Genomic DNA, 21646 nt, shown 5'->3' with positions numbered 1-21646 from the left:
GATGCAATTAATATCGGAGCCAGATACTGAACATTCTCAATGTGACAAACAGAATAAATCCAGATAGTCCAATAAAACCCAAAGTGATGAGATAAAAGAACAGGCGGACAATGCGAGCTTTTGTCCGTTTGAAAATGCCGAGGCTTGGAGTGATCTCCGGAACATGCTGAAAGGTAGAGATTATCAACCATGCAGAGAGTGCCCATAGCGCTGCCACACCACTCGGAATAAGATAAGACTCTTTGACCATGTCGGAGAGCTTGAAGAGTGTGGTGAGAAATACCGCAAACCCACCAAGGGCAATTAACAAGAACAGAGGTTGGATAGGACTTAGCTTGATGGAAAATGTTTTGAGTTTATCGAGCATCGAATATCCTCTATTTGCGTTCCCAAGAGCTAAATAATGGGAACGTCCAACGACGCATCGCAATCACCAGAGAGGTACCGTGCTTCTCGTTCATGTCTAGTGACTCGTCGCTTTGGCAAACCTGGTAAAACTCATCAATGACCTTTTGTAGCTTAGCCTGCATCTTCTTATTGGTTGGCAAGCTCATTAAGCCTGTAGCCATCACCAGTTTTTCATCTTCAGCAGAGAAGTAACTTTGGAAGAAGGCGTCTTGCACTTGTTGCTGAAAGAAGCGCTGGATAGGGCCGCCAGTATGCCAACGGAAAGTTGGGGAAATGCGTAGACGAATCTTATTGCCTGGCAGCAGGTCAATGATATCGAGACGGTCGAGTTGCGCGAGCTTTTGTATCAACTCCAATTCATCAAAGGTGTATTGCTCGACAATTTGATCGAAACGATAGCCATTGACTACACACACAGCAACAAGCAATAAGCCTTTATCGTCGACGAGTTGCTTTTCTTGCTCTAATGTCAGTGATTCCAGCCCCTTATTGTGTGCTGCTGCCAGCTTAAACAGCTCTGCCATCTCTAAACCTATCAGCTGACAGATACGCTCCAATCGGTCGAGACTAATTTGACTGCCTTCTGCCAATAAACGTTTAACAGAGCCTTCACTCAACTCCAAATGTTGCGCGATGTCGACATAGTGTAAACCGGACAGTTTGAGTTGGCGTTTGAGCTCTTTAATTAGGTCGTGACTTTGCGACATATTAACCTTCTACTTCTTGGCGTAACTGCTCTAGGTAAGATTGCATAAACGCTTTACGCTTCAAAGCTACTTCGTACGCCGTTTTGGTGTTCATGGTTTCTACAATTTTAAACAGTTTGGTTTGGAAGTGATCGATGGTGAATCGTTTATCTTCTAGTTTTCGATGTTCTGCAAACATGTCCTGCTCGTTATACAAGGCGGCATCAAATAAAGTACTGACTTGAATACAACGTGTAACGCCAATCGCACCAAGCGCGTCCAAGCGGTCAGCATCTTGGACGATCTTAGCTTCCAAAGTATTAGGCGTAATGTTAGCACTAAAGCTGTGAGATTCGATCGCATGAGCAATGGCGTCATGATACTGAGCGGGGTAGCCGATGCTTTCGAGGAACGAAATGGCTTTGGTTGCCGCAATCGTGGAGCTTTGCTTGCGATTTGGGTGATCTTTTGGGTAGGTGAAGCAATCGTGTAAATACGCCGCAGGTAATACGACAGCTAAGTCAGCACCTTCCTTTTGGGCAAGCTGGTGGGCAGTTTTCACTACGCGTTGGACGTGGCTTAGATCATGAGCAGCATCGGTTTGCATTTCTTGCTGCATAAACTGTAGGAACTGAGGCTCAAATTTGCTTAGGTCTGATGGGGTAAGTTGAGACATGGATTTCTTCTAAAAAAATAAAGGCTTAGACAGAGTATGCCTAAGCCTTTATTAAATTGCCAAATGAGACGTTGTTATTGAGACGTTACAAGAAAGTCTCGTTGTTTCATTGAGTACGGGTGAAACGGAATGTCTGTACTCTTTGCTCTGCCCCATCGATGTAGGCGTAGCTGTCGATGGTCCAGACGTTTGGTCCCGCAAAACCGAGTTCTACGCGCACATCACCGGTAGGGATACCTTGGTAAATAACGTCATTAATGTTCATCGGGTAGAAGTTGTAGCGATTGTTTTGCGACTGTTGCTCGCCAGCAAAAGCGACCGAGACGTTTTTTGCTTGGTTCGTCAGTGTTAACTGGTAGCCCGCTTGTGGGTCGAAGGTGAATGCTGCATTAAGATCAACGCCTTGTGAGTTGGTCACTTTAACATTCGCTTGTGTTGTTTTTGCCAGAGAGCCGTGTGCTTGCAAACCTTCTAAACCTTTAAAATCGCGGTTGTGGTTTTGGATATTTACGCTCCAATCACCAACAAAGTTGTCGATCTCTTGCCATTGTTGAGGCGCTTTGGTTGCTGCTGTGCTCTGACCGCTATTGATGCCACCAATCGCGTCGTTCCGGCTGTCGTGACGGATGTTCTCACGGTTGTTCTGAATATCAGCACTCGCACCTGCTACTCCTCCAGTTACACCGCCAGCAATAGCTCCTTTTAGTGCTAAATCAGCATCGCCCGTAAGGGCACCCATAGTAAGGCCTAGAAGTGCACCACCGGCTGCACCCTGTTTTGTTAATGCGTTTGGATCGTCTTCTCCCGGAGTCACGCATCCTGCAAGTAGGGGAAGAGATAGCGCCGCAACCAAAGTAGTTTTGTTAAAAATGTTCATGTGTTTGCTCCGAGATGTTTGGTTCGAAGCTATTATTGAACACTGTTTCATTGTCCGTCTACTTATCTCGCTGATAACCACTGGTTATCAGTACGTGATGCCGAGCCACACTTGCTTATTTGAGACTCCTCTGCCTTAAACTGAACTGTCTTTTCTTCGAGCCAAGGGAAAGGAGTTAAACTCATTCAAAACAGTCATGACGGGAAGTTTTAACTAGGTTTGCATAGTCCTATTTTTGAAAAGACATACCTTTATTTTTTATGATCTGTATCAAGCTTTGTTTATGCATGCGGAGATAGGATGCGGCCGAACAAAATATTATAAAATTGGGGCCTGAGTGTGCAGGATCTTTATGAACTAGAGCGTAAGTTGGTGGAATGCGGCGCGGATATGAAAGGCTTAAAGGTTGTGCCAGCAATTATTGATGAAGATGGCGAGGTTGTTTATATAGGCAATTCGCCTTCGTTGCTAAGGAATGTCATTAGTTGCCGTAGACAGCTAACGCAACGCGTGAAGAAATAAAAAAAGGGTCTGATTTAAGTCAGACCCTTTTTTGTATTTTAAGCAAAGACCCTAGCGCTTGAAAGTCACTTGCTCTTGTTCACTAAGGTGAATATGTGTTGTTGCTGGTTGTGTTTCTGCAATCACTTTACCGTGACGAACTGAGTAACGAACTGGTACCTGACGACGAACTGCATCAAACCCATTTTCCGCAGGAAGAATAAGTAAGCTACCTGGTTTACCTGCTTCAATGCCGTGTTTGTCTTGAATGTTCAGCGTGCGTGCTGAATTGGTGCTGATCAGATCAAGTGAGTTGTTGATTTGGTCGTAACCCATTACCTGACATACGTGCAGACCCATGTGCAGCACTTGTAGCATGTTTGCTGTGCCCAGTGGGTACCAAGGATCGAAAACGTCATCGTGACCAAAACATACGTTGATGTTGGCATTCAGCATCTCTTTCACACGAGTCACACCACGGCGTTTCGGGTAATCATCAAAACGGCCTTGAAGGTGGATGTTGACCAATGGGTTTGCAACGAAGTTGATACCAGACATGCGCAGCAAACGGAATAGGCGAGATGCGTACGCACCGTTGTAAGAACCCATCGCCGTTGTATGGCTTGCGGTTACCTTGTGGCCCATGTTGAACTTATGCGCTAGTGCTGCAAGCGTTTCAACAAAGCGTGATTGCTCGTCATCGATCTCATCGCAGTGCACGTCGATCAAACGGTCGTATTTTTGTGCTAGCTCGAACACGTAGTGCAGAGACTCAATGCCGTACTCACGAGTGAATTCAAAGTGAGGAATCGCACCAATAACGTCAGCACCCAGCTGAACCGCCTCTTCTAGCAGCTCTTTACCATTCGGGTAAGACAGAATGCCTTCTTGCGGAAACGCAACGATTTGAATGTCTACCCACTCTTTCATTTCTTCACGAACTTCTACCATTGCTTTTAGAGCAATTAGAGTAGGGTCAGAAACATCAACGTGAGTACGAACGTGTTGTACGCCGTTTGCAATTTGCCATTTCAGAGTTTGCTTAGCGCGTGATTTCACGTCTTCAATCGACAGCGTCTCTTTGCGCTCAGCCCAACGCTCGATACCTTCGAAAAGTGTACCAGAGATGTTCCAGCTCGGCTCACCAGCGGTTTGGGTAGTGTCTAGGTGAATATGCGGCTCACAGAAAGGTGCGACAGCCATGCCGCCCTCCGCATCAAGAACATCACCTGTGTAATTTAGTTCTACATTATTGTCTTCAATACGCTTGAATTGACCATCCTCAATCAAAATTTGCTGGAGACCTTCCTGTCCCTTAAGCGTTGCGTTCTTGATCAATAGTGTTGTCATGATGGTTCCTTACGCTGGCTGCTGTGCCAGTGTCTTTTTATTAAGAATAGGATTTAGAATCAGGTAGCTGATTGTGCCGCCCAGTACTGCGTTTACAGGTACCACTCCCGGAAGGAAGTGACCAGCTGCAACACCAATCGCCACTGCGAGAATGCCAGCCCAGTTAACCGTTTGGAACTCTGCTGCTGCGAAATTTGTGTAACGCTTACGGTTCATGAAGAAGTCCGCAATGATTACGCCGCCAATTGGTGGAATTGCAAGCGATAGGAAAGTTAACCAGCCTACAAAGTTATTGTACAACCATAGTGCACACAAAGTACCGACTAAACCGTTCGCCATAGAGATGTATTTGCTTGGCAAACCAGTGATGTTTGAGAAACCTAGGCCCGATGCGTAAAGCGCATTGTCGTTGGTTGTCCAAATGTTCAAACCAAGCACGATGATAGCTGGGATTAGAAGACCTTGAGCGATCATCACTTCTGAAATGTCTGATTGGCCAGTTACCGCAGCGCCAGCTGCGCCGAAAATGAACATCAGTGAGTTACCGATAAAGAACGCCACCATAGTGACCATCACTGCACCTTTTGGCTTTTTGCCGAATCGTACGAAGTCCGCAGTCAGTGTGCCTGCACTGACGAATGAGCCAACGACCATTGCAAGCGCTACAGAAAAATCGATTGGTTGTGCTGGTTGTACTTTTTGTAGCTCAGCCACACCACCCACGCTGTTTACCGCTTCTACTACCGAGTATCCGCCGAGTAACGCAATCGCTGGAACTGCAATCGCAGATAGCACCATAAGCGCAGAGATACCGAAGTAAACCGTTGCAGTCATTAATAGACCAGAAATGATGATGAGAGTGTTTGTATCGATGCCTGTTGCTTTGTTTACTGGAATAGCAAACATCGCCACGCCAACACCAAACCAACCAACTTGTGTGCCGCCAAGAAGAGCGGAAGGAAGCCAAGAGCCTTTAGATCCAAAAGAGAAACGAGCGAGGAGGTGAGTAGAGAGACCAGTAGAAGCGCCGATGTAACCGAGGAAAGAAGTGTAGATGCCGAGGATTAGGTTACCAATGAGAACAGCGAGGAAGAAATCATCAAAAGAAAGTCCAGTACCGAGCGAACCGCCCGTCCACATACTTGCGGAGAAGAAAGTGAGTCCCAACATAACCATGGTTAATGATGCAACACCCTTTCTGGCAGTGTTAGGGACTGGTCCAAGACTGTAGTTATTGTCTGCAGCCATTTTTACCTCCGCAAAGAAAATTAAAATGAATTATAGAACCCAATTTCTGGGCAAACGGCGCGTATTATCGTGATGTAAATCTCATAGTCAATGAGTTTTTTGTCACTTAAACGTTTACTGTGAGATTTGTGTTTTTATATTTCTTTAAAAACATATGGTTATTGATTTTTTAAAAGTCAAAAAAGTTTGGCTATTGATGGGCTTTTTGGCCTGTTATGTGTAATGAAATCGGTGTCATTGGTCTTAATGTTATATTTCATCATATTTCTATGGTTTGTTTATAAAATGGCACAATGATTGATTTGAATGATGTTTAGCAAACGGTTTCCTATGCTTGTTGGGAAGTGTTGTTCGTTATTTGAACATTAATACGATTGTTTTCTTTGTTTTCTTTGTTTTTTGTGGTTTTTGTTGATTTGTTTTTGTGAGAGCTTCTTTTGTTGTGGTTAACTTTGGGTTTTTATGTGTGTAATCGATTGTAAAAAATCAAACAAATTGATTTAAGAGGGTGGGGAAAGTAAATAGGGAAATTTGGAAAGGGCTAGATAAAAAAAGAGCCAACCGCAAAAGCTGCGATTGGCTTATATACTTGTGAACAAAAATCGAGTTCACTAACAACGTCAGTTGGCTAGGTGACCCTCGGCTTAAGAAGGGTCACTTTAGATAATGCAGCATACGTGCCAACTTTTTGATGACCTAAAAACCCCAGTTTCTGTGAGTTTAGTTGCCTAATGTGAATTGTTCTTTGCAAATTGCATTTGCGTATTGCAATGCGTGTTTAATATGCTACTGATTGTTTTATTATAATAACTAATTAATCACTTAAAGCATCACTAGACTTGCCGTGCCTAAGAAGGCAAAGAAGCCAACGACATCCGTTACTGTGGTCAGAATAACTGAGCCTGCTAGTGCGGGATCTAGTTTGAGCTTATCCAAAACAATAGGGATTAAAACACCAAATAGTGCTGCTGTAATAATGTTCACTATGATCGCTAGTGCAATGGTGCCACCTAATACAGGAGACTGGAACCAAAGCCCTGCTAAACCACCGATGATCAGTGCCCAAAGCAAACCGTTGAGTGACCCGATGCCCAACTCATTTTTTAATAGGGCAAAGCGGTTACCAGGTGTGATTTGGTTTAACGCCATCGCACGAACCATCAAGGTCAAGGTTTGGCTACCAGCAATACCACCCATTGAGGCAACAATCGGCATTAGAACCGCAAGGGCAACCACCTGTGAAATCACATGTTCAAATAGCCCAATTGTCACGGACGCTAAAATGGCGGTGAGCAGGTTGATCCCTAACCAGACGCCGCGTTTTTGTGAACTTTTTAGAACGGGGGCGAACAAGTCATCGCCTTCATCCATACCGGTACCTGCCATTAAACGTGCTTCGTAAATTTCACGCTGCGTGCTCAAGGCAAACTGCCAATCCACTTCACCGATTAAGGTTTGGTCAGAATCGGTAACAGGAAGCGCTGGAAGCGCACTGTGCTCAAGTGCTTCTACCGCCTCAGGAAGCTCCATCTTACTGTCGAGCACATTGACCGTTTCAATGGCTAAGGTGCTAAGGCGTATATCAGGATCGCTACGTAAGATCTCATAATAGTTCACCGCACCACGGAACTGTTTCTTGCGGTTGATGAGATATACTTGTTGCGGTGTATCGTAGCTGTAACGCTCCATTAAGCGCCGAGCTTTACCAATCGTAATATTAAAAGGGAGGGTGATGATCTTACGCTCAGCCCAACGTCCGAGTTGTTCGTCTTCATATTCATTTGCTTGGTCATAAAGCTCAAGCTCATCTTTCTCAATTAACTCTAGTGCTTCATTGATGAACTCTTCTGGTAGAGAGTCGGCCCACTCTATCAGGGATAAGTTATCAAGTTTAGCGAGAGTGAGTTTGAGTTCGATTTCCGAAAGTGCTTCGATGATAGAAAGACGTACGTCCGCACGCATTTCAGTGAGCACATCAATATGCAATTCAAGAGGTAATGCGCGCCACAAGCGTACACGTTCATCGATAGGGAAGGCTTCAAGGATCAGCGCAACGGCGCCGGGCTCGAGACCACATTCGATAGAATCATTCAAAGCGGTGACTTGATCCGCTTCGTCTGCTTGGACAATTTGTTCGATTAGAGTGGAGAGGTCTTGAAACTTACTCACCGAGCACCCCGACAGTCAGATTATTCTTATAGGCAGCTGATCAAGGTACTCGAAAATAGCAGAAAAACAATAGGCTATTCGTCAACAATCCGTAGGTAAGGGGCGACCAATTGGCGAATGTTCACTTTTGCGCCAATACGAGCCGCAAGCAAGTACATCCCACCAATTTTTCGGTGTAGGAAAAGGGCGTCGGCTGGTGGTGTATGCCAGTAGTCTTGCTCCAAGCTTAAAATGGTACCAGCCTCGCGGAGTTTCTGCGCTAAGCCACTGGCTTTGAAGTCATATGGCTCATCAACCAACATAGGTTCACACGCCATTTTCACCAAATTGAGAATCGCTTGGCGCTGCGCTGGCATGATGGTTTGGCTGAAGAAGCCTATTTGCTCGAGCGCATCATTCAAACCTTGTTCGTCATTATTAACGACAGATGCAAAGGCTTGGCGATAGCCGGTACTGAACCGTTCGCTGTATTCTCGAGTTGCGCCAAAGTCTAGTAAGCCGATTTGACGAGTGTTTTCGATATATAAGTAGTTGGCGAAGTTTGGGTCGGTTTGTACCATCTTAAATTCAAACAGCTCTCGAAACAGTAATTCGAGTAGGCTGTGCATGACAAAATCTCGCGTACTCTGATCATAATGTTCGATTTGCTCAATCGGACTGCCATCAATGAATTCCATCGCGAGAACGGAGTCTGAGCAGCTTTCGGTGTGAATCTTCGGCACCACAAAATGAGGGTGATCTTTCAAAGCGTCATGATAGCGAATAGCAAATTGCGCTTCGCGCGCGTAATCAGCTTCGTCATGGAGTTGTTTCTTCGCTTCCTCCAACAACCCTTTGTAATCGACGGATTCCGGAATCAACCCAACCACTTTAAGCAGCGTACCTACGTTGTCGACGTCACTATCGATGCTTTTTCGAATGCCTGGGTATTGTACTTTGACCGCTAAGTTGTCGCCCGCATCACTATAAGCTTGGTGCACTTGTCCGATTGAGGCACTGGCAATTGGTTTGAAGTTAAAGGACAGGAACTCGGCTTTCCAATTCGTCCCTAATGAACTTTCCATTACTCCATTTAGCTGTTTAGCCGGCATTGGGTCGGCATTAGAACGAAGTCGAGAAAGAATATCGGCGAGCTCTGGTTCTAAAACATCGCCAGCATCCATCGAGAGCATTTGACCAAGCTTCATCGCAGCACCTCGTAGGTGAGCGAGTTGGTCGGTTAAGCGCGCGATATTCTGCGGCGTCAGCAACAGGTCTTTCGCTTTGGGTTTGTTGCCTTTGGCGATCTGCTTCGTGCCTTCCGCAATTACGTTTCCTGCAACACGTGTAGCGAGTGATGCGAACTTGCTGAATCTTGAAATACGATGGGTTGGTAGGCTTCTTTCCTTTGCCGACATGAATCTTCTCCGCTATTTACTAACTATTTGTTATACGGGAAAAGTACGTGCTTGGATACAAATGAAAAGCAAACCGCCAGCGTAACTGGCGGTTTATTAGGGTCTGTTGACCTTTGCGGTCAAATTTTGTTCGAGATAAAAGCGTTTTAATCGCGGCGAGAGGTTTGTAGCCTAGTTATTCTAAGCAAAATCCTCTCAACAAAGAGTAAAGCGCTTTTAGCCGAACCCTTCGGGCAGCGTTTGTGGCTCCTTTCTACTGCGTTATCGGCTTATCAGGTAGGGCAACTACATTTCAAAGCCTCTGCCTTGTATAAAGAACCCACAAACTGCTGCAAAAATCAGCTCAAAAGGTCAACAGACCCTAGTTTAGATAGAGTAGAAGAAGTACAGCTGAGACTTCATTCGGATGATGATGCCACGAATCGCATCCAAGAAGGCTAAGAAGCCAATTGGTTTTTCACCACTCACCCATGCTAAGCCTACAGAGCCTACTGGGATATCGTAGCCTTCTGGTTCATCAATTTTCAGGCGAACAAAGTGGTGCTTGTTCTGTAAGTTCTTACCAGTGGTGACACGTACTGAATCATCCAAACCCAGCAGATTACCTTGTGACTCACCTGTTGCTTCAACAATACCTTCTACCGTAGCAGAGAAGACTTTGCCTGGGTAAACTGAAGAGGCGAACTCCGCTGGTTGACCTGGTTTAACGTTTCTAATTGCTTGATGGTTCACGCGCATCAGAACGTACTTTTCATTGGTGTACATGTTGATACGCGGCATCATCGAAACACGTTGACCTTCACGCAAGATAAAGTTAGTCACAAAGCCATCTGCTGGAGCATGAACTTTTGTACTGTCCAAATCCCATTGCGCTTTTGCAATTTGCTCTTCTGCTTGGCGCAGCTCTGCCTGTTTGGTTTCAACCGCGAGCTCTGCTTTATGAATTGCCAGTTTTGCGCGAGATATATCGACTTGTTTCTTTTTGATTTGAGACTCAAGGGTTAACACGTTATGTCGAGCCATATCAACCGCGCTCGATTGTTTGTCGATGTCGCTTTCTGTAATGGTGTTCTTGACCACTCGGTTTTGCTCAATATAACGATCTAGCATCTTTTTCTGCAATTTGTGGTCAACTTTTGCAGCTTCCAATTGGCTCTTTGAAGTTTCTAGATCTTGCACTAATGCTTGGTGGTTCGCTTCTTCAATCTCGATATCACCTTGCGCGGTTGCTAGTGCCACTCGAGCAGAGTCTGCCGACACATTTGCTTGATTCAATGCGATCTCATATTGCGTTGGGTCGAGTTCATAAATGAGCTGACCTTTTTCAATTTGTTGATTCGGCTTGATGTAAATATGGTCGACTTTGCCTTTTACATTAGTTGAATCAGGACGAAGCTGAATGTGCGGCGATTGCACTACAGAACCACCTGATATGTCCATAGGCGTAAAGTTAATCAAGCCCACCCATACGAACATTAGCCAGCCCAAGCCGCCAAGGTAAGCAAAGGATTTGGTTGCTTTGTTCCAAGGCATGCCGACTAAACGGAGTAGATAGATGAAGAGTGCCCATACCGCTAAACCTTCTAACATTATGCCTCCTCTTGTGACTGTGTTTCTGTTTGCGGTTTACTTCTCCATGTATCACGCAGATTGATGATGGCTTTTTCCATATCAACGAATGCAAAGATCACGGCTAGCACCCATACCCAGTGCCAGACAAATCCTATCCAGGTGAGGGCGGTGATGAGCCCTATCTGGTGATGGTCTTTGCTGTGTGCCTTATTAATTGGCAACTCATGGATTTTCCAAAAGCCGTAACACGCGCCAGCAACACTCGCGATTAAAACGACAGCAGCGACAACGTGCAACGCTGTATCTGCGCCTGTTCCGACAAATGGGACACTAAGTAAACTCATTAAACACTCCTCTATCAAGCTGTTGGCGTATTGTGATCTGGAATTGAAATGGATGAGCTTTTGTGACAAATTCAATCACTCAGAGATTAAATTTGATGTGATTGGTTATGAAAACGGTTCGATTCATTCGCGCGATGGGCATATTAAATATGCATAACCTCGCGTTATCTAAGTACAATTTGACATCTGATGACCTGGGTATTCCCGCTTCAGTATTTCATAACCCGATGACGTTGATACCTCTCACCGCCGTTTCTGAATGGTATCGACGTATCGAATTGCTGAGTGGGGACCACGACGTCATTTTGAATGTGAGCAAAGGGATTGATCTACAGAAGCTTGGTCCTGTTGGACGATGGTTGTTTTCAGGCAATGATCTAGCAAGCACAATTCGACGTGTGAACTATGGCGTGAGTAATCTGCAGTCTGGTGCTTTTTTTGCTGGCGCGCAGTCCGGAAATATCATTAAGTGGACTTATCACAACCCTTTCATTGATACGACGATCAAAGTGCATGACAGCATTCGTAGTGCGGTGTTCATGATAAAGATATTGCGCGAGTTCTTAGGAAAGGAATATCGCCCACTTCGAGTGATGATCTCTGGGTCAAGAAAAAACCATGAGTTGTATCGAGATTACTTTGGTTGTGAAGTGGAATGGAGCCAACCTAAAACAGAGGTTTGGATTCACGGTGATGATCGCTTGGCATCTCGTCAAGTCAGTCATCGTGAGGAAAACCGTTTAGCGATGAATTTCTCGGATTTGGATGATCTGATGAACATGCCAGATCCTGAGGATGAACTTAAAGTGATTTATGAAGTAGTGAACTACAGCAGCCACTATAGATTACCAACATTAGACAGAGTCTCTGCACTGTTAGGTTTATCTGAGCAGCAATTTCAACGTCGACTGCATAAGTTAGGTTTGAACTTTTCTACTGTGTCTGGCTATGTACTGAGTAATGTCGCGGCTGGATTATTGAGCTCCAAAGTGAGCGTTGAAGATATTGCTGCACGGTTGGGTTATAGCAATGTCGCAAGTTTTAACCGTATGTTTAAAAAACATCGCGGTGTAACCCCAAAACAATATATAGCCCGTTTTGAAAATTAGCTTCCCCTGTACTTGGAATGAAGCTCTGGGTTTCTAACGTATGCGTTTGATTTTATCCATGCAACGAGTCAGCGACTGCTTGATATTAAATGACTTGTGGCCGCTCGGAGTGCCAGGTTCAATCATTGATGTTTCTGCTAATGCCGCTAAAGGTGTCAACGTAGAATGCTGGATAGAAACAGCTTCAGCACTCGGTATTGATTGTGTCGGCTTGGTAGCATAAGAGGAATTAAAACCAGAAGCCGTATGACCACAAGCTGAAAACAACGCAATACTGGCAAGGGCAAGTGAGGATAGCTTAAAACGAGACATCATAATTCTGATTGTTATTTATAAATTTAATAACAAATTTAAATGTCATAAAGCGCTCTGTCTATATACCCACTTAGATGCTTATTGCCCGGAAGTGTAGCCTTGTCGGCACGTCGTGTTACTCAAACTACTTCTTTATAGTGTTTGGTTTCAGTGGTTTGTGTGTTTGCGATTTTATATAATGAAATACTTTGCAATCCAGTCCATTATGCTGTCCTTCTGGGTATTTAACCCTAAATTTGGTCGAACCCCTGCCTTTGTAAGTGATTGTAAGTGCTTCGATGTATCAAATGAGCGTAGCTTGCACTCACATTTCTGAACGATATACTGCTCCCGTTTTATAAGTAGAGTGAATGGGTATGAGTCGTTATAAAATCGTATTGGTTGAGGATGATTCCGAGATAGCGCGTTTAACAAAAATGTACCTCGAAGCAGAGGGGCACTCGGTAACTATTATCAATAGCGGTGAAAATGCTGTCGAAAGTATCCGTTCATTACACCCCGACCTTGTATTACTTGACCTGATGTTACCAGTCAAAGATGGAGCCACAATTTGCCGAGAGGTGAGGGAGTTCTTTGATGGCATGATCATCGTTTTGACGGCAACCGACGATGAAATGAGTGAGGTGAGTTTATTTAAGTTTGGCGCTGATGATTACCTTACCAAACCAATCAGAGGAAATGTGCTGTTAGCAAGGATAGAAGCGGTTATGCGTCGCTATGCCAGACAGCCTTGCACCGATTCGAATCAAACAGCCTATGGGTACGGCATTGAGCTTTGCACTCGGAGAAATAAAGCCAGCTACCAAGGTACTGTACTTGATTTAACTGATTCAGAATTTGAGATTTTAGAACTGCTAATGTCTAATATCGATCAGCCAGTGTCTCGAGAGTCATGCTGTCGTCTCGCGCGAGGTATTGAGTACTGTATTACCGATCGTTCCATTGATATGAGGATTTCTTCGCTGCGTAAGAAGTTTGTCAAAGCTGGTGTTCAATCTGCGACCGTCAAAACTGTCCGAAATCGTGGCTATATGCTAACAGGCAAGTAAGCATATGTTTTCTACCTTCACTCGTCTTTACATTGCAATTATCACTGGTCTAACGGTGACCGTGTCACTTTTTGTTTTCTTAGGTGACGAATATATGCGTAAGACGGAGGTAGAGATATTTCTGAACGATGGTGCATACTTCGCCAATCAGTACATCGCTCAGAAAGGTACTGAAAGTTCACTCTATAAAGAGCTCACTCAAACTGGTCAGCAAGACTTTTATATATTTAAACTTGCACTGCTTGATCATTGGGACGAAACTCCGCCTTGCGATGACTGCAAGCAGATCTACCGATTGCAGTCTATTCCGGTTTACCTCATTGAAGACAGCTTATATGGTGCAGTCTTTCCTCTGCCGAATAGTACTCAAAGCTTATTGTTCAAAGAAAAGAGAGATTTTTTCCGGCCAGATGTTGATTGGCATGAGGACTCAGAGCTGATTTTTGTTTTAAGCCTTGTTATCGTCGTTTTCTCCAGTTTGGGGGTGATGATTTACATACCAGTCAGATCGATTGAAAGCCAAATCATAAGGCTATCGAAAGCGCATAACGAGTTTGGTTCAGGTGAGTTGCAATGCAGAGTTGATCCTAAAACCTATTCAGACTCTTTGGGGAGTTTGGCGCAAGGCTTTAATGATATGGCGGAAGACATTGAAAGGAGAGTCAAGCAGAGCCATATTTTGACTCAGGCGATTCCTCATGAGGTGCGTACTCCCTTAAGTCGGATTCAACTTGCGACTGATATTGCGCGGTTAAGTAAACCTGAACAGCAAGAGCAGCTGTTTAATGATATCGACCGTTATGTTGGTTCGATCAATGAGCTTACTCAGGATATTGTAAAGCTATCTCGGCTAAGCTCTCAGAAAAAGGGAGAAGGGCACGCGACGACTTCACTTAACCTGCTTCAATGGACTCGTGAAAGGCTTGCTTATCATGGTCTAAATCAAGTGGTGATTGAAAGCTGTATCGAATGCAACAGTGAGCAAGTGCGTTTTCAGCAGACCCTTGGTAACTTAGTTATTGATAACCTAATTCAAAATGCCGCACGATATGGAGAAAAAGATATTTACCTAGCCATTCATCGTGTTAAAGAGCATTGGGTGATCGATATAGAAGACGACGGTCCCGGAATCCCGATTGAAAAGCACTCCGAAGTGTTTTTGCCATTCTCCCGACTAGATAAAAGCCGAAATGCAGACAAAAAAGGGTTTGGATTGGGCCTCGCTATCGCAACCAGTGCGGCGAGGCAATTGGATTGGAAACTATCGGTTGGGGAAAGTCACTTAGGTGGAGCGCGCTTTACTGTGCTCATTCCTGCCAACGATCAGGATAAGCGCTGCTATAGTCAGGCGTAGCAAGACCTTCATATAAACCGTCACATGCCTCAAGTGGGCCGACAATCGTTCTATACGGTAAGACACCTGCCCAAACGGGGAGATCCATGTCTTGCTCATCATCATTGACCCCAAAATGGCTGATTTTCACTGATGCTTCAGTGAGTGGAATACGTAACAACATGGTCGCTTTGAGTTCTTTTTCATTGCTCAAGCGTATATTTTGCGTTCTTCCCGGCGCGATTTGCTCGATAAAGTGATTCAGCAGTTTGTCTTTCTGTTGGTTATCTTCCACCACTTCAAACTGCCCGAAGACCACTGCACTGCGATAATGTGCGCTATGATGAAACGCACTTCGAGCCAGGACCCAACCATCAAACAAAGTAAAGGTTAGACACGTTTGCACTCCTTGTTTAAGTGAGCGCAATAATCGACTGTTGTTGGCTCCATGGATGTACACGTAATCATCTACGCGCCATGCCAGCATGGGGATGACCACAGGGCTAGACTCGTTTGTTATGGCAATATGAGCGATCAGGCTTTCATCTATGATGGCGTGCAGTTTATCGACATCAGAGACTGCTTTGTGCGCGCCTTTTTTTATCTCAGTTCGATTGGTGTTGGATAACATTTTCTCTCCTTAAGTTCTCACGATAATGAGCGCTCGCTTCTCTATCTCTGATTGCAATGTATCGATTAACTGGTAGCTTAAAGAGGGCCAGTTTTAACTTATTTATGGATCCAGTTTTGTCTTTGATTGTTATTGGTGATTTGAACTTAAATGAGCATGATGGCACTCGCCAGCAAGCTCTATTCTTTGCTATTCGAGAAAAAATCGTGAAAGGATTGTGGATAAAGGGCGGAAAGTTGCCCTCAACACGCAAGCTCGCGCAGGAACTCGATATCAGTCGGAACACCGTGATTGCAGCGTATGAACAGTTGGTCGCTGAAGGGTACTTGAGCAGTCAAAAAGGTTCCGGCTTTTATGTGGCGGTGGAGTTGCCAGAGCAGTATTTACCAGAACCCACAGCTCCTCAAGAAGGGCTGGATCCTAAGGCTGGCTTCGATATAAACCGAGCGTTTGCTCCAGGTGTTCCTGATTTAGATGCATTTCCAATGGCGCAGTGGCAGAAACTGATTGCGCGCCACTCATCCCGCACCTGTTTACTCGGTAATCAAGATATTCAAGGCAGTTGGAGATTGCGTTGCGCTTTATCTAGCTACCTCGCTTCCAGCCGCTCAGTCAACTGTTCGCCAGAGCGGATCATCATTACATCTGGAGCGCAGCAAGCGTTGGCTATTGCCACTATGAGCGTACTAAAACAAGGCGATACGGTGCTGATGGAACAACCGGGATATGCACAAATGCGTAAATTGATCCATTTCCAGCAATATCATTTTGAGCCACTGTACGTGCAAGAGAAGGTAGGCTTTGATGTGGAAACGGTGACATCGAGTCAGGTGGATGCTTTGTATATCACGCCAAGTAACCAATACCCAATGGGGAGGACGCTCAACATAGAACAACGAAGCAAGATCATTAACTGGGCCGTACAGAGAGCGCATTGGATAATCGAAGACGACTATGACAGTGAATTCCAGTTTGCGCATCGGCCATACACTAGTTTGCAGGGATTAGCGGCTCAAATGGGCAGAGATGATCGCGTTTTATACGTTGGCTCGTTTAGTAAAGTCATGTTCAACGGTTTGCGCCTCGGTTATCTCGTCGTTCCTGAATCTTTAGTCGATGATTGTCTTGTGGTTAAAGATGCGTTAAGCGGTGATTCTCCTACACATACGCAAGAAGCGTTAGCCGATTTCATAACGGAAGGAGGGTTACTTCGTCATATTCGCAAGATGCGTCGACTATACAAAAGTAAACATGAACGGATGTGCTCGGCGATTGAAAAGTATTTTGGCAATAAAGTGAGTGTTATCAGTCAAGCGGCGGGTCTCCACATTACGTTGAAGTGGCGCTATGGCATTGATGAACATCAATGGACACGGCGTGCTGAAGCGAAAGGTATTGTGCTGCGTCCGTTGAGTTATTACGAACATCCCGAATTTAAAACCCGTGATTGGAATGGGGTGGTTTTAGGCTACGGCAATGTTGCGCTAGAGAATATTGACACTTTGATGCAGCAGCTGGCGTTGATGTTTGAGTTGAAGGACTAATGAAAGGGAAAACCTCGATGGATCAGCTTGATCATCAACCCCCTCACTCCTAATTGTTTGTCATTGTTTTGTGCTAAATCTAGCAAGAATAGATAATGGGTAAACTTTCGAGTTTACCTTTGGCTAAATTGACTTTAAAATAAACTCCGAAGTTTACTTCTGCGCTTGTGCGTAAAGTTCAATAGTGACTACTCAATAATGGGTCACGCTCTTGGAGTAAAGAAAATATGGTCGCAACTAAATTTGGCCAAAACACACTTAAACTGAGTGCTATTTCAGCACTGCTCATCTCTTCCTTAAGCATTATCGGTTGTTCTGATGAAAGTGAGGCATCAGACGTCGCACCACTAATCAAACCTGCACTTATTGAAGTCGTTACAACCCAATCAGCAATGGAGCTGAGCTTTAATGGTATTGTTCGTGCTGCAGAAAGCGCAGACCTTGCTTTTCGAGTGAGTGGGAAACTGATCAGCATTTTCGTTAAGGAAGGCGATGAGGTGAGCAAGGGTCAACTGCTTGCTTCCTTAGATGATCGAGATGCAAAAAATGCATTGGTGTCAGCGCAACTTGAGTTTGAGAATGTGTCTCGTGAGTATGAGCGTGCTCAAGCTGTTTTTAAGAGAAGCCAAGCAATTTCAAAGGCCGACTTAGATACGATCACGACACGTTATAATCTTGCTGGTACACGTGTTGAAGATGCAAAGCGTCATCTAGAATACACCCAAATCTTTGCTCCTTTTGATGGCATCGTTGGACGCAAGCTGGTTGATAACTACGTTCAAGTCCAATCGAATGCACCTGTTCTGACCGTTCATGATATTAATGATCTTGAAGTGGTCATCCATATTCCACATAAAGTGATGCTCTCCGGTAAAGAGGGGACGAAAGCAATTGCTGAAATCTCAGCCATTCCTGGGCAATCTTTTCCATTAAAGCTGCGCACGGTTGCGACCGTAGCAGACCCTGTTTCTCAGGCGTATCCGGTCGTGTTGGGTTTTGAGCATTTAAACGGTTTCCATGTATTACCGGGAATGGCGGTGAAAGTGCTGCCTGTTTCCACTTCAGGCAACACTCAGAATCAACAAATTACCTTACCTCTGACGTCAATTGTCCCTGACAACCAAGGCAAGCAATTTGTCTGGGTCGTTGGCAGTGACGACAAAGCAACGAAGCGTTATGTGGCGATTGGTGCGCTCAACAAAGACCGCATGATTGTTACCGAACATCTTTCGTTGGGTGAGAAGGTGATCATTGCAGGGGTATCAAGTGTGAGAGAGGGCATGGAAGTTCGCCCTTACACGGATGATCGCGCTGGAGCACAATGATGGACATTGCACGTTATACCATAGCTAAGCGTACAAGTGTGTGGGTGCTTATTACTCTAATACTGTTAGGTGGTTACATCAGCTACCTCAAACTAGGTCGTTTTGAAGACCCTGAGTTTGTTATTCGTCAGGCAGTGATCGCGACACCTTACTCAGGAGCGACGGCGCAGGAGGTCTCTGACGAAGTGACCGATGTTATCGAAGGCGCCGTTCAGGCTTTGCAAGAAGTCAAAGAAGTGAAATCCGTCTCGATGCAAGGAATGTCAGAGGTCACGGTCGAGATTAAACTCGAGTTTGCAGGCAGCGCCGCTGAGCTACAACAAGTATGGGATAAACTGCGTCGTAAAGTGACCGATGCACAGCGACTGCTTCCTCCGGGAGCAGGACCGTCTATTGTGAATGATGACTTCGCGGATGTATATGCATTGTTCTTTGCTGTTACAGGTGAAGGATTCAGTGATAAGCAGTTGCAAGATTATGTCGATAGTTTACGCCGTGAAATCGTACTCGTACCAGGTGTGGCGAAAACAGCGACATTGGCGCAGCAACAAGAAACCATCTTCGTTGAGATTTCAAGTGAGCGCTTAGCCGAGTTTGGTGTCTCTGCTGAGAAAGTGTTTCAAGTTCTGCAAAAGCAAAATCTAGTCACAGTGGCAGGTAGCATCGAAACTAGTGCGATGCGCATTCCCGTGATCCCAAGTTCCAACATTGATTCTGTTGCCGACCTTAAAAATCTACAAGTAGGGCTAGGTAACAACAATACAGTGCTTCGTTTAGGTGACATTGCGGACATTACTCGCGGATACAAAGCGCCAGCAACCATGTTGATGCGTTTCAACGGTGAGCGAGCGGTGGGCTTTGGTATTTCCAACGTATCCGGCGGTAACGTTGTGGACATGGGAGATGCGGTAAAAGCACGTTTGGCTGAACTGGAAAGTCAGCGCCCATTGGGTATGGAACTGAATGTTATCTCGATGCAATCAGATTCTGTTCGCGCGTCGGTAGCGAACTTTATCGACAACTTGATCGCTGCGGTTGGTATTGTATTCGTCGTGCTTCTGTTGTTTATGGGTGTACGTTCGGGTGTGATTATCGGTTTTGTGCTTCTACTAACGGTGGCTGGCACACTGTGCATCATGCTCATAGAAGATATTGCGATGCAGCGAATCTCTCTTGGGGCGTTGATCATTGCCTTGGGTATGCTGGTGGATAACGCCATTGTAGTGACCGATGGCATCTTGGTGCGTTTTCAACAAGATCCAAACGCCGATCGCAATACTGTAGTGTCTGAAGTCGTTGATGCAACCAAGTGGCCCTTATTAGGGGGAACTGTCGTTGGTATTTGTGCGTTCAGCGCGATTGGTCTATCGCCTTCGGACATGGGGGAATACGCAGGTTCTCTGTTTTGGGTGATCCTTTACTCAATGCTCCTTAGTTGGGTATTTGCAGTCACAGTAACACCAATGCTGTGTCACGATTTCCTCAAAGTAAAAGCGGCAGATGCAGATAAGAAGCCTAGTCGCGTCGTGGCAAGCTACAAGTCACTGCTCGCATGGGTATTGAAATACCGCATCATCAGTTGTGCACTGTTGCTGGGAATGATGACAGCAGCGATTTGGGGCGTGAAGTTTGTACCTCCGGGCTTTATGCCGGAATCTCAACGCCCGCAGTTTGTTGTGGACGTTTACTTGCCGCAAGGATCTGATATCAAGCGTACCGAAGCTGTGGTCGCGAGTATTGAGCAAGATGTAAAAGCCAAAGAGGGAATTACCAACATCACCAGTTTTATTGGTGGTGGTGGCTTACGTTTCATGCTGACCTACGCGCCAGAAGCTCGTAACCCAAGCTACGGCCAACTGCTGATTGATATCGACGATTACACAAAGATCGCCCCGTTACTGGGTGAGCTACAAAGTGAGTTAGAAGCAAAATACCCAGATGCGTCCATCAAAGTGTGGAAGTTCATGCTTGGTCGCGGAGGTGGTAAGAAGATTGAAGCCGGTTTCAAAGGCCCAGATAGCGCGGTGTTGCGTCAACTGGCAGAGCAAGCGAAAGCCATCATGCTGGCGGACAGTAACTTGATTGCGGTTCAGGATGATTGGCGTCAACAAGTCCCTGTGCTTCGCCCTGCCTATTCTGCAGAAGAAGCCCAGCGATATGGGCTGACTACGATGGAGATTAACCAAGCTATCGCGCAAACCTTAACGGGTCGGAATGTAGGTGTATATCGAGAGGGAGATGATTTGATCCCAATCGTTGTCCGCGCGCCGGAAAGTGAGCGAAGCCACCAACGCGCGATTGAAAATACGGAAGTTTTCAGCCCAACGGTCGGTGCTTATATTCCTGTAAGTCAACTGGTGAACTCTGTTGATGTGGTATACCAAGACGCCATCTTGCGTCGAATTGACCGCATGCCGACGATTCTGGTGCAAGCGGATCCAGCGCCGGGTGTATTGACGGCAGACGCATTCAAGCAAGTTCGCAGTCAAATTGAAGCCATTGAGCTGCCAGCAGGGTATGAGCTGAAGTGGTATGGGGAATATAAAGCGTCGAAAGATGCCAACGAGGGACTTGTAATTTCAGCACCATACGGGTTTGCTGCGATGATTCTTTCGGTAATTTTTATGTTTAACGCACTGCGTCAGCCACTGGTGATTTGGCTAACGGCACCGCTAGCGGTTGTTGGTGTCACCGTGGGGCTTATCATCTTCCAAACACCGTTTGAGTTTATGGCCATTCTCGGCTTCTTAAGCTTGATTGGTATGATGGTGAAAAACGCGATTGTATTGGTTGACCAAGCGGATGTTGAAATTCGTGAAGGTAAAACGCCATATACTGCGATAATTGATGCAGCACTAAGCCGTGCCCGTCCGGTTCTACTGGGCGCATTCACGACTATTTTGGGTGTAGCCCCGTTGCTGATTGATCCATTCTTTAAGAGTATGGCGGTGACCATTATGTTTGGTCTACTGTTTGCCACGATTCTTACTTTGGTCGTCATTCCGCTGTTTTACGCCATCTTTTTCCGCGTAAAAGTAGAGGCGACATAAATTACCGTGAAAACTCAAGAAGGAGCCATTTGGCTCCTTCTTTCTTTATGGGGGAGAGTATT

Annotated in this window: 18 protein-coding genes; 7 read left to right on the top strand and 11 right to left on the bottom strand. The window is 45.4% G+C overall.

The window, feature by feature from the left end; all coding sequences use genetic code 11:
- Nucleotides 1-7 precede the first annotated feature (7 nt).
- The 10 genes from J4N37_RS18420 to J4N37_RS18375 form a co-directional block, all read right to left on the bottom strand.
- Nucleotides 8-367 (bottom strand): hypothetical protein, encoded by a 360-nt coding sequence (locus J4N37_RS18420; protein ID WP_252043053.1) that lies wholly within the window; start codon nucleotides 365-367, stop codon nucleotides 8-10.
- A gap of 10 nt (nucleotides 368-377) precedes the next feature.
- A complete protein-coding gene (locus J4N37_RS18415; protein WP_252043052.1) occupies nucleotides 378-1115 on the bottom strand; it encodes a helix-turn-helix domain-containing protein in 738 nt (245 codons plus the stop codon).
- Between the two features lies 1 nt (nucleotide 1116).
- Nucleotides 1117-1770, bottom strand: coding sequence for an HD domain-containing protein (locus J4N37_RS18410; protein WP_252043051.1), 654 nt, complete (start codon nucleotides 1768-1770; stop codon nucleotides 1117-1119).
- Nucleotides 1771-1876: 106 nt separating this feature from the next.
- Nucleotides 1877-2647 carry a YMGG-like glycine zipper-containing protein gene (locus J4N37_RS18405; protein WP_252043050.1) on the bottom strand — a complete coding sequence of 257 codons (771 nt, stop codon included), beginning with the start codon at nucleotides 2645-2647 and terminating at the stop codon, nucleotides 1877-1879.
- A 573-nt stretch (nucleotides 2648-3220) separates the two neighbouring features.
- On the bottom strand, nucleotides 3221-4498 hold the full coding sequence (locus tag J4N37_RS18400) for a cytosine deaminase (RefSeq protein ID WP_010451232.1): 1278 nt from the start codon (nucleotides 4496-4498) through the stop codon (nucleotides 3221-3223).
- 9 nt (nucleotides 4499-4507) lie between these two features.
- Entirely contained in the window at nucleotides 4508-5746 is a 1239-nt protein-coding gene (gene codB / locus J4N37_RS18395; RefSeq protein WP_071234239.1) for a cytosine permease, read from the bottom strand.
- Between the two features lie 822 nt (nucleotides 5747-6568).
- Entirely contained in the window at nucleotides 6569-7915 is a 1347-nt protein-coding gene (locus J4N37_RS18390; protein ID WP_010451236.1) for a magnesium transporter, read from the bottom strand.
- Between the two features lie 74 nt (nucleotides 7916-7989).
- Nucleotides 7990-9312 carry an ABC1 kinase family protein gene (locus J4N37_RS18385; RefSeq protein ID WP_252043049.1) on the bottom strand — a complete coding sequence of 441 codons (1323 nt, stop codon included), beginning with the start codon at nucleotides 9310-9312 and terminating at the stop codon, nucleotides 7990-7992.
- A gap of 366 nt (nucleotides 9313-9678) precedes the next feature.
- Nucleotides 9679-10902: an HlyD family secretion protein gene (locus tag J4N37_RS18380; RefSeq protein WP_010451240.1), complete on the bottom strand. Its 1224-nt coding sequence runs from the start codon at nucleotides 10900-10902 to the stop codon at nucleotides 9679-9681.
- Nucleotides 10902-11228: an MFS transporter gene (locus tag J4N37_RS18375; RefSeq protein ID WP_138943196.1), complete on the bottom strand. Its 327-nt coding sequence runs from the start codon at nucleotides 11226-11228 to the stop codon at nucleotides 10902-10904. Before J4N37_RS18375 ends, J4N37_RS18380 begins: the two co-directional genes overlap by 1 nt.
- 107 nt (nucleotides 11229-11335) lie before the next feature.
- Here J4N37_RS18375 and J4N37_RS18370 point away from each other — a divergent pair, with 107 nt between their 5' ends.
- The 4 genes from J4N37_RS18370 to J4N37_RS18355 all read left to right on the top strand — a co-directional run bounded on the left by J4N37_RS18370 (nucleotide 11336) and on the right by J4N37_RS18355 (nucleotide 15055).
- Nucleotides 11336-12337: an AraC family transcriptional regulator gene (locus tag J4N37_RS18370; RefSeq protein WP_252043048.1), complete on the top strand. Its 1002-nt coding sequence runs from the start codon at nucleotides 11336-11338 to the stop codon at nucleotides 12335-12337.
- A 58-nt stretch (nucleotides 12338-12395) separates the two neighbouring features.
- Entirely contained in the window at nucleotides 12396-12560 is a 165-nt protein-coding gene (locus J4N37_RS18365; RefSeq protein ID WP_156145244.1) for a hypothetical protein, read from the top strand.
- A 448-nt stretch (nucleotides 12561-13008) separates the two neighbouring features.
- Entirely contained in the window at nucleotides 13009-13701 is a 693-nt protein-coding gene (locus tag J4N37_RS18360) for a response regulator transcription factor (protein WP_252043046.1), read from the top strand.
- Between the two features lie 4 nt (nucleotides 13702-13705).
- The gene (locus J4N37_RS18355) at nucleotides 13706-15055 is read left to right on the top strand and encodes an ATP-binding protein (RefSeq protein WP_010451247.1); all 1350 of its coding nucleotides are present in this window, start codon (nucleotides 13706-13708) and stop codon (nucleotides 15053-15055) included.
- Here the strand turns inward: J4N37_RS18355 and J4N37_RS18350 are convergent.
- A complete protein-coding gene (locus tag J4N37_RS18350; protein WP_252043045.1) occupies nucleotides 15009-15665 on the bottom strand; it encodes a pyridoxamine 5'-phosphate oxidase family protein in 657 nt (218 codons plus the stop codon). The two genes, J4N37_RS18355 and J4N37_RS18350, sit on opposite strands and share 47 nt — an antisense overlap.
- Nucleotides 15666-15769: 104 nt before the next feature.
- On the opposite strand from J4N37_RS18350, the gene pdxR reads away from it, so the two are divergent.
- The 3 genes from pdxR (at nucleotide 15770) to J4N37_RS18335 (ending at nucleotide 21584) form a co-directional block, all read left to right on the top strand.
- Entirely contained in the window at nucleotides 15770-17209 is a 1440-nt protein-coding gene (gene pdxR, locus J4N37_RS18345) for a MocR-like pyridoxine biosynthesis transcription factor PdxR (RefSeq protein ID WP_252043324.1), read from the top strand.
- A 227-nt stretch (nucleotides 17210-17436) separates the two neighbouring features.
- Complete coding sequence (locus J4N37_RS18340; protein WP_252043044.1) at nucleotides 17437-18534, top strand: efflux RND transporter periplasmic adaptor subunit; 1098 nt, start codon at nucleotides 17437-17439, stop codon at nucleotides 18532-18534.
- Nucleotides 18534-21584: an efflux RND transporter permease subunit gene (locus J4N37_RS18335; RefSeq protein ID WP_252043323.1), complete on the top strand. Its 3051-nt coding sequence runs from the start codon at nucleotides 18534-18536 to the stop codon at nucleotides 21582-21584. Before J4N37_RS18340 ends, J4N37_RS18335 begins: the two co-directional genes overlap by 1 nt.
- The last annotated feature ends 62 nt before the right edge of the window (nucleotides 21585-21646 follow it).

The sequence above is a fragment of the Vibrio sp. SCSIO 43153 genome, assembly GCF_023716625.1.
GTDB classification, from domain to species: Bacteria; Pseudomonadota; Gammaproteobacteria; order Enterobacterales; family Vibrionaceae; genus Vibrio; species Vibrio rotiferianus.
This window is presented reverse-complemented; position numbering and strand designations above follow the sequence as displayed.

Coding starts and splice junctions, on each gene's coding strand:
- J4N37_RS18340 (WP_252043044.1), top strand. CDS start 17,437: ATGGTCGCAACTAAATTTGGCCAAAACACACTTAAACTGAGTGCTATT.
- J4N37_RS18420 (WP_252043053.1), bottom strand. CDS start 367: ATGCTCGATAAACTCAAAACATTTTCCATCAAGCTAAGTCCTATCCAA.
- J4N37_RS18355 (WP_010451247.1), top strand. CDS start 13,706: ATGTTTTCTACCTTCACTCGTCTTTACATTGCAATTATCACTGGTCTA.
- J4N37_RS18380 (WP_010451240.1), bottom strand. CDS start 10,902: ATGTTAGAAGGTTTAGCGGTATGGGCACTCTTCATCTATCTACTCCGT.
- J4N37_RS18370 (WP_252043048.1), top strand. CDS start 11,336: ATGAAAACGGTTCGATTCATTCGCGCGATGGGCATATTAAATATGCAT.
- J4N37_RS18385 (WP_252043049.1), bottom strand. CDS start 9,312: ATGTCGGCAAAGGAAAGAAGCCTACCAACCCATCGTATTTCAAGATTC.
- codB (WP_071234239.1), bottom strand. CDS start 5,746: ATGGCTGCAGACAATAACTACAGTCTTGGACCAGTCCCTAACACTGCC.
- J4N37_RS18350 (WP_252043045.1), bottom strand. CDS start 15,665: ATGTTATCCAACACCAATCGAACTGAGATAAAAAAAGGCGCGCACAAA.
- J4N37_RS18410 (WP_252043051.1), bottom strand. CDS start 1,770: ATGTCTCAACTTACCCCATCAGACCTAAGCAAATTTGAGCCTCAGTTC.
- J4N37_RS18360 (WP_252043046.1), top strand. CDS start 13,009: ATGAGTCGTTATAAAATCGTATTGGTTGAGGATGATTCCGAGATAGCG.
- J4N37_RS18375 (WP_138943196.1), bottom strand. CDS start 11,228: ATGAGTTTACTTAGTGTCCCATTTGTCGGAACAGGCGCAGATACAGCG.
- pdxR (WP_252043324.1), top strand. CDS start 15,770: ATGGATCCAGTTTTGTCTTTGATTGTTATTGGTGATTTGAACTTAAAT.
- J4N37_RS18415 (WP_252043052.1), bottom strand. CDS start 1,115: ATGTCGCAAAGTCACGACCTAATTAAAGAGCTCAAACGCCAACTCAAA.
- J4N37_RS18405 (WP_252043050.1), bottom strand. CDS start 2,647: ATGAACATTTTTAACAAAACTACTTTGGTTGCGGCGCTATCTCTTCCC.
- J4N37_RS18335 (WP_252043323.1), top strand. CDS start 18,534: ATGGACATTGCACGTTATACCATAGCTAAGCGTACAAGTGTGTGGGTG.
- J4N37_RS18400 (WP_010451232.1), bottom strand. CDS start 4,498: ATGACAACACTATTGATCAAGAACGCAACGCTTAAGGGACAGGAAGGT.
- J4N37_RS18365 (WP_156145244.1), top strand. CDS start 12,396: ATGCAACGAGTCAGCGACTGCTTGATATTAAATGACTTGTGGCCGCTC.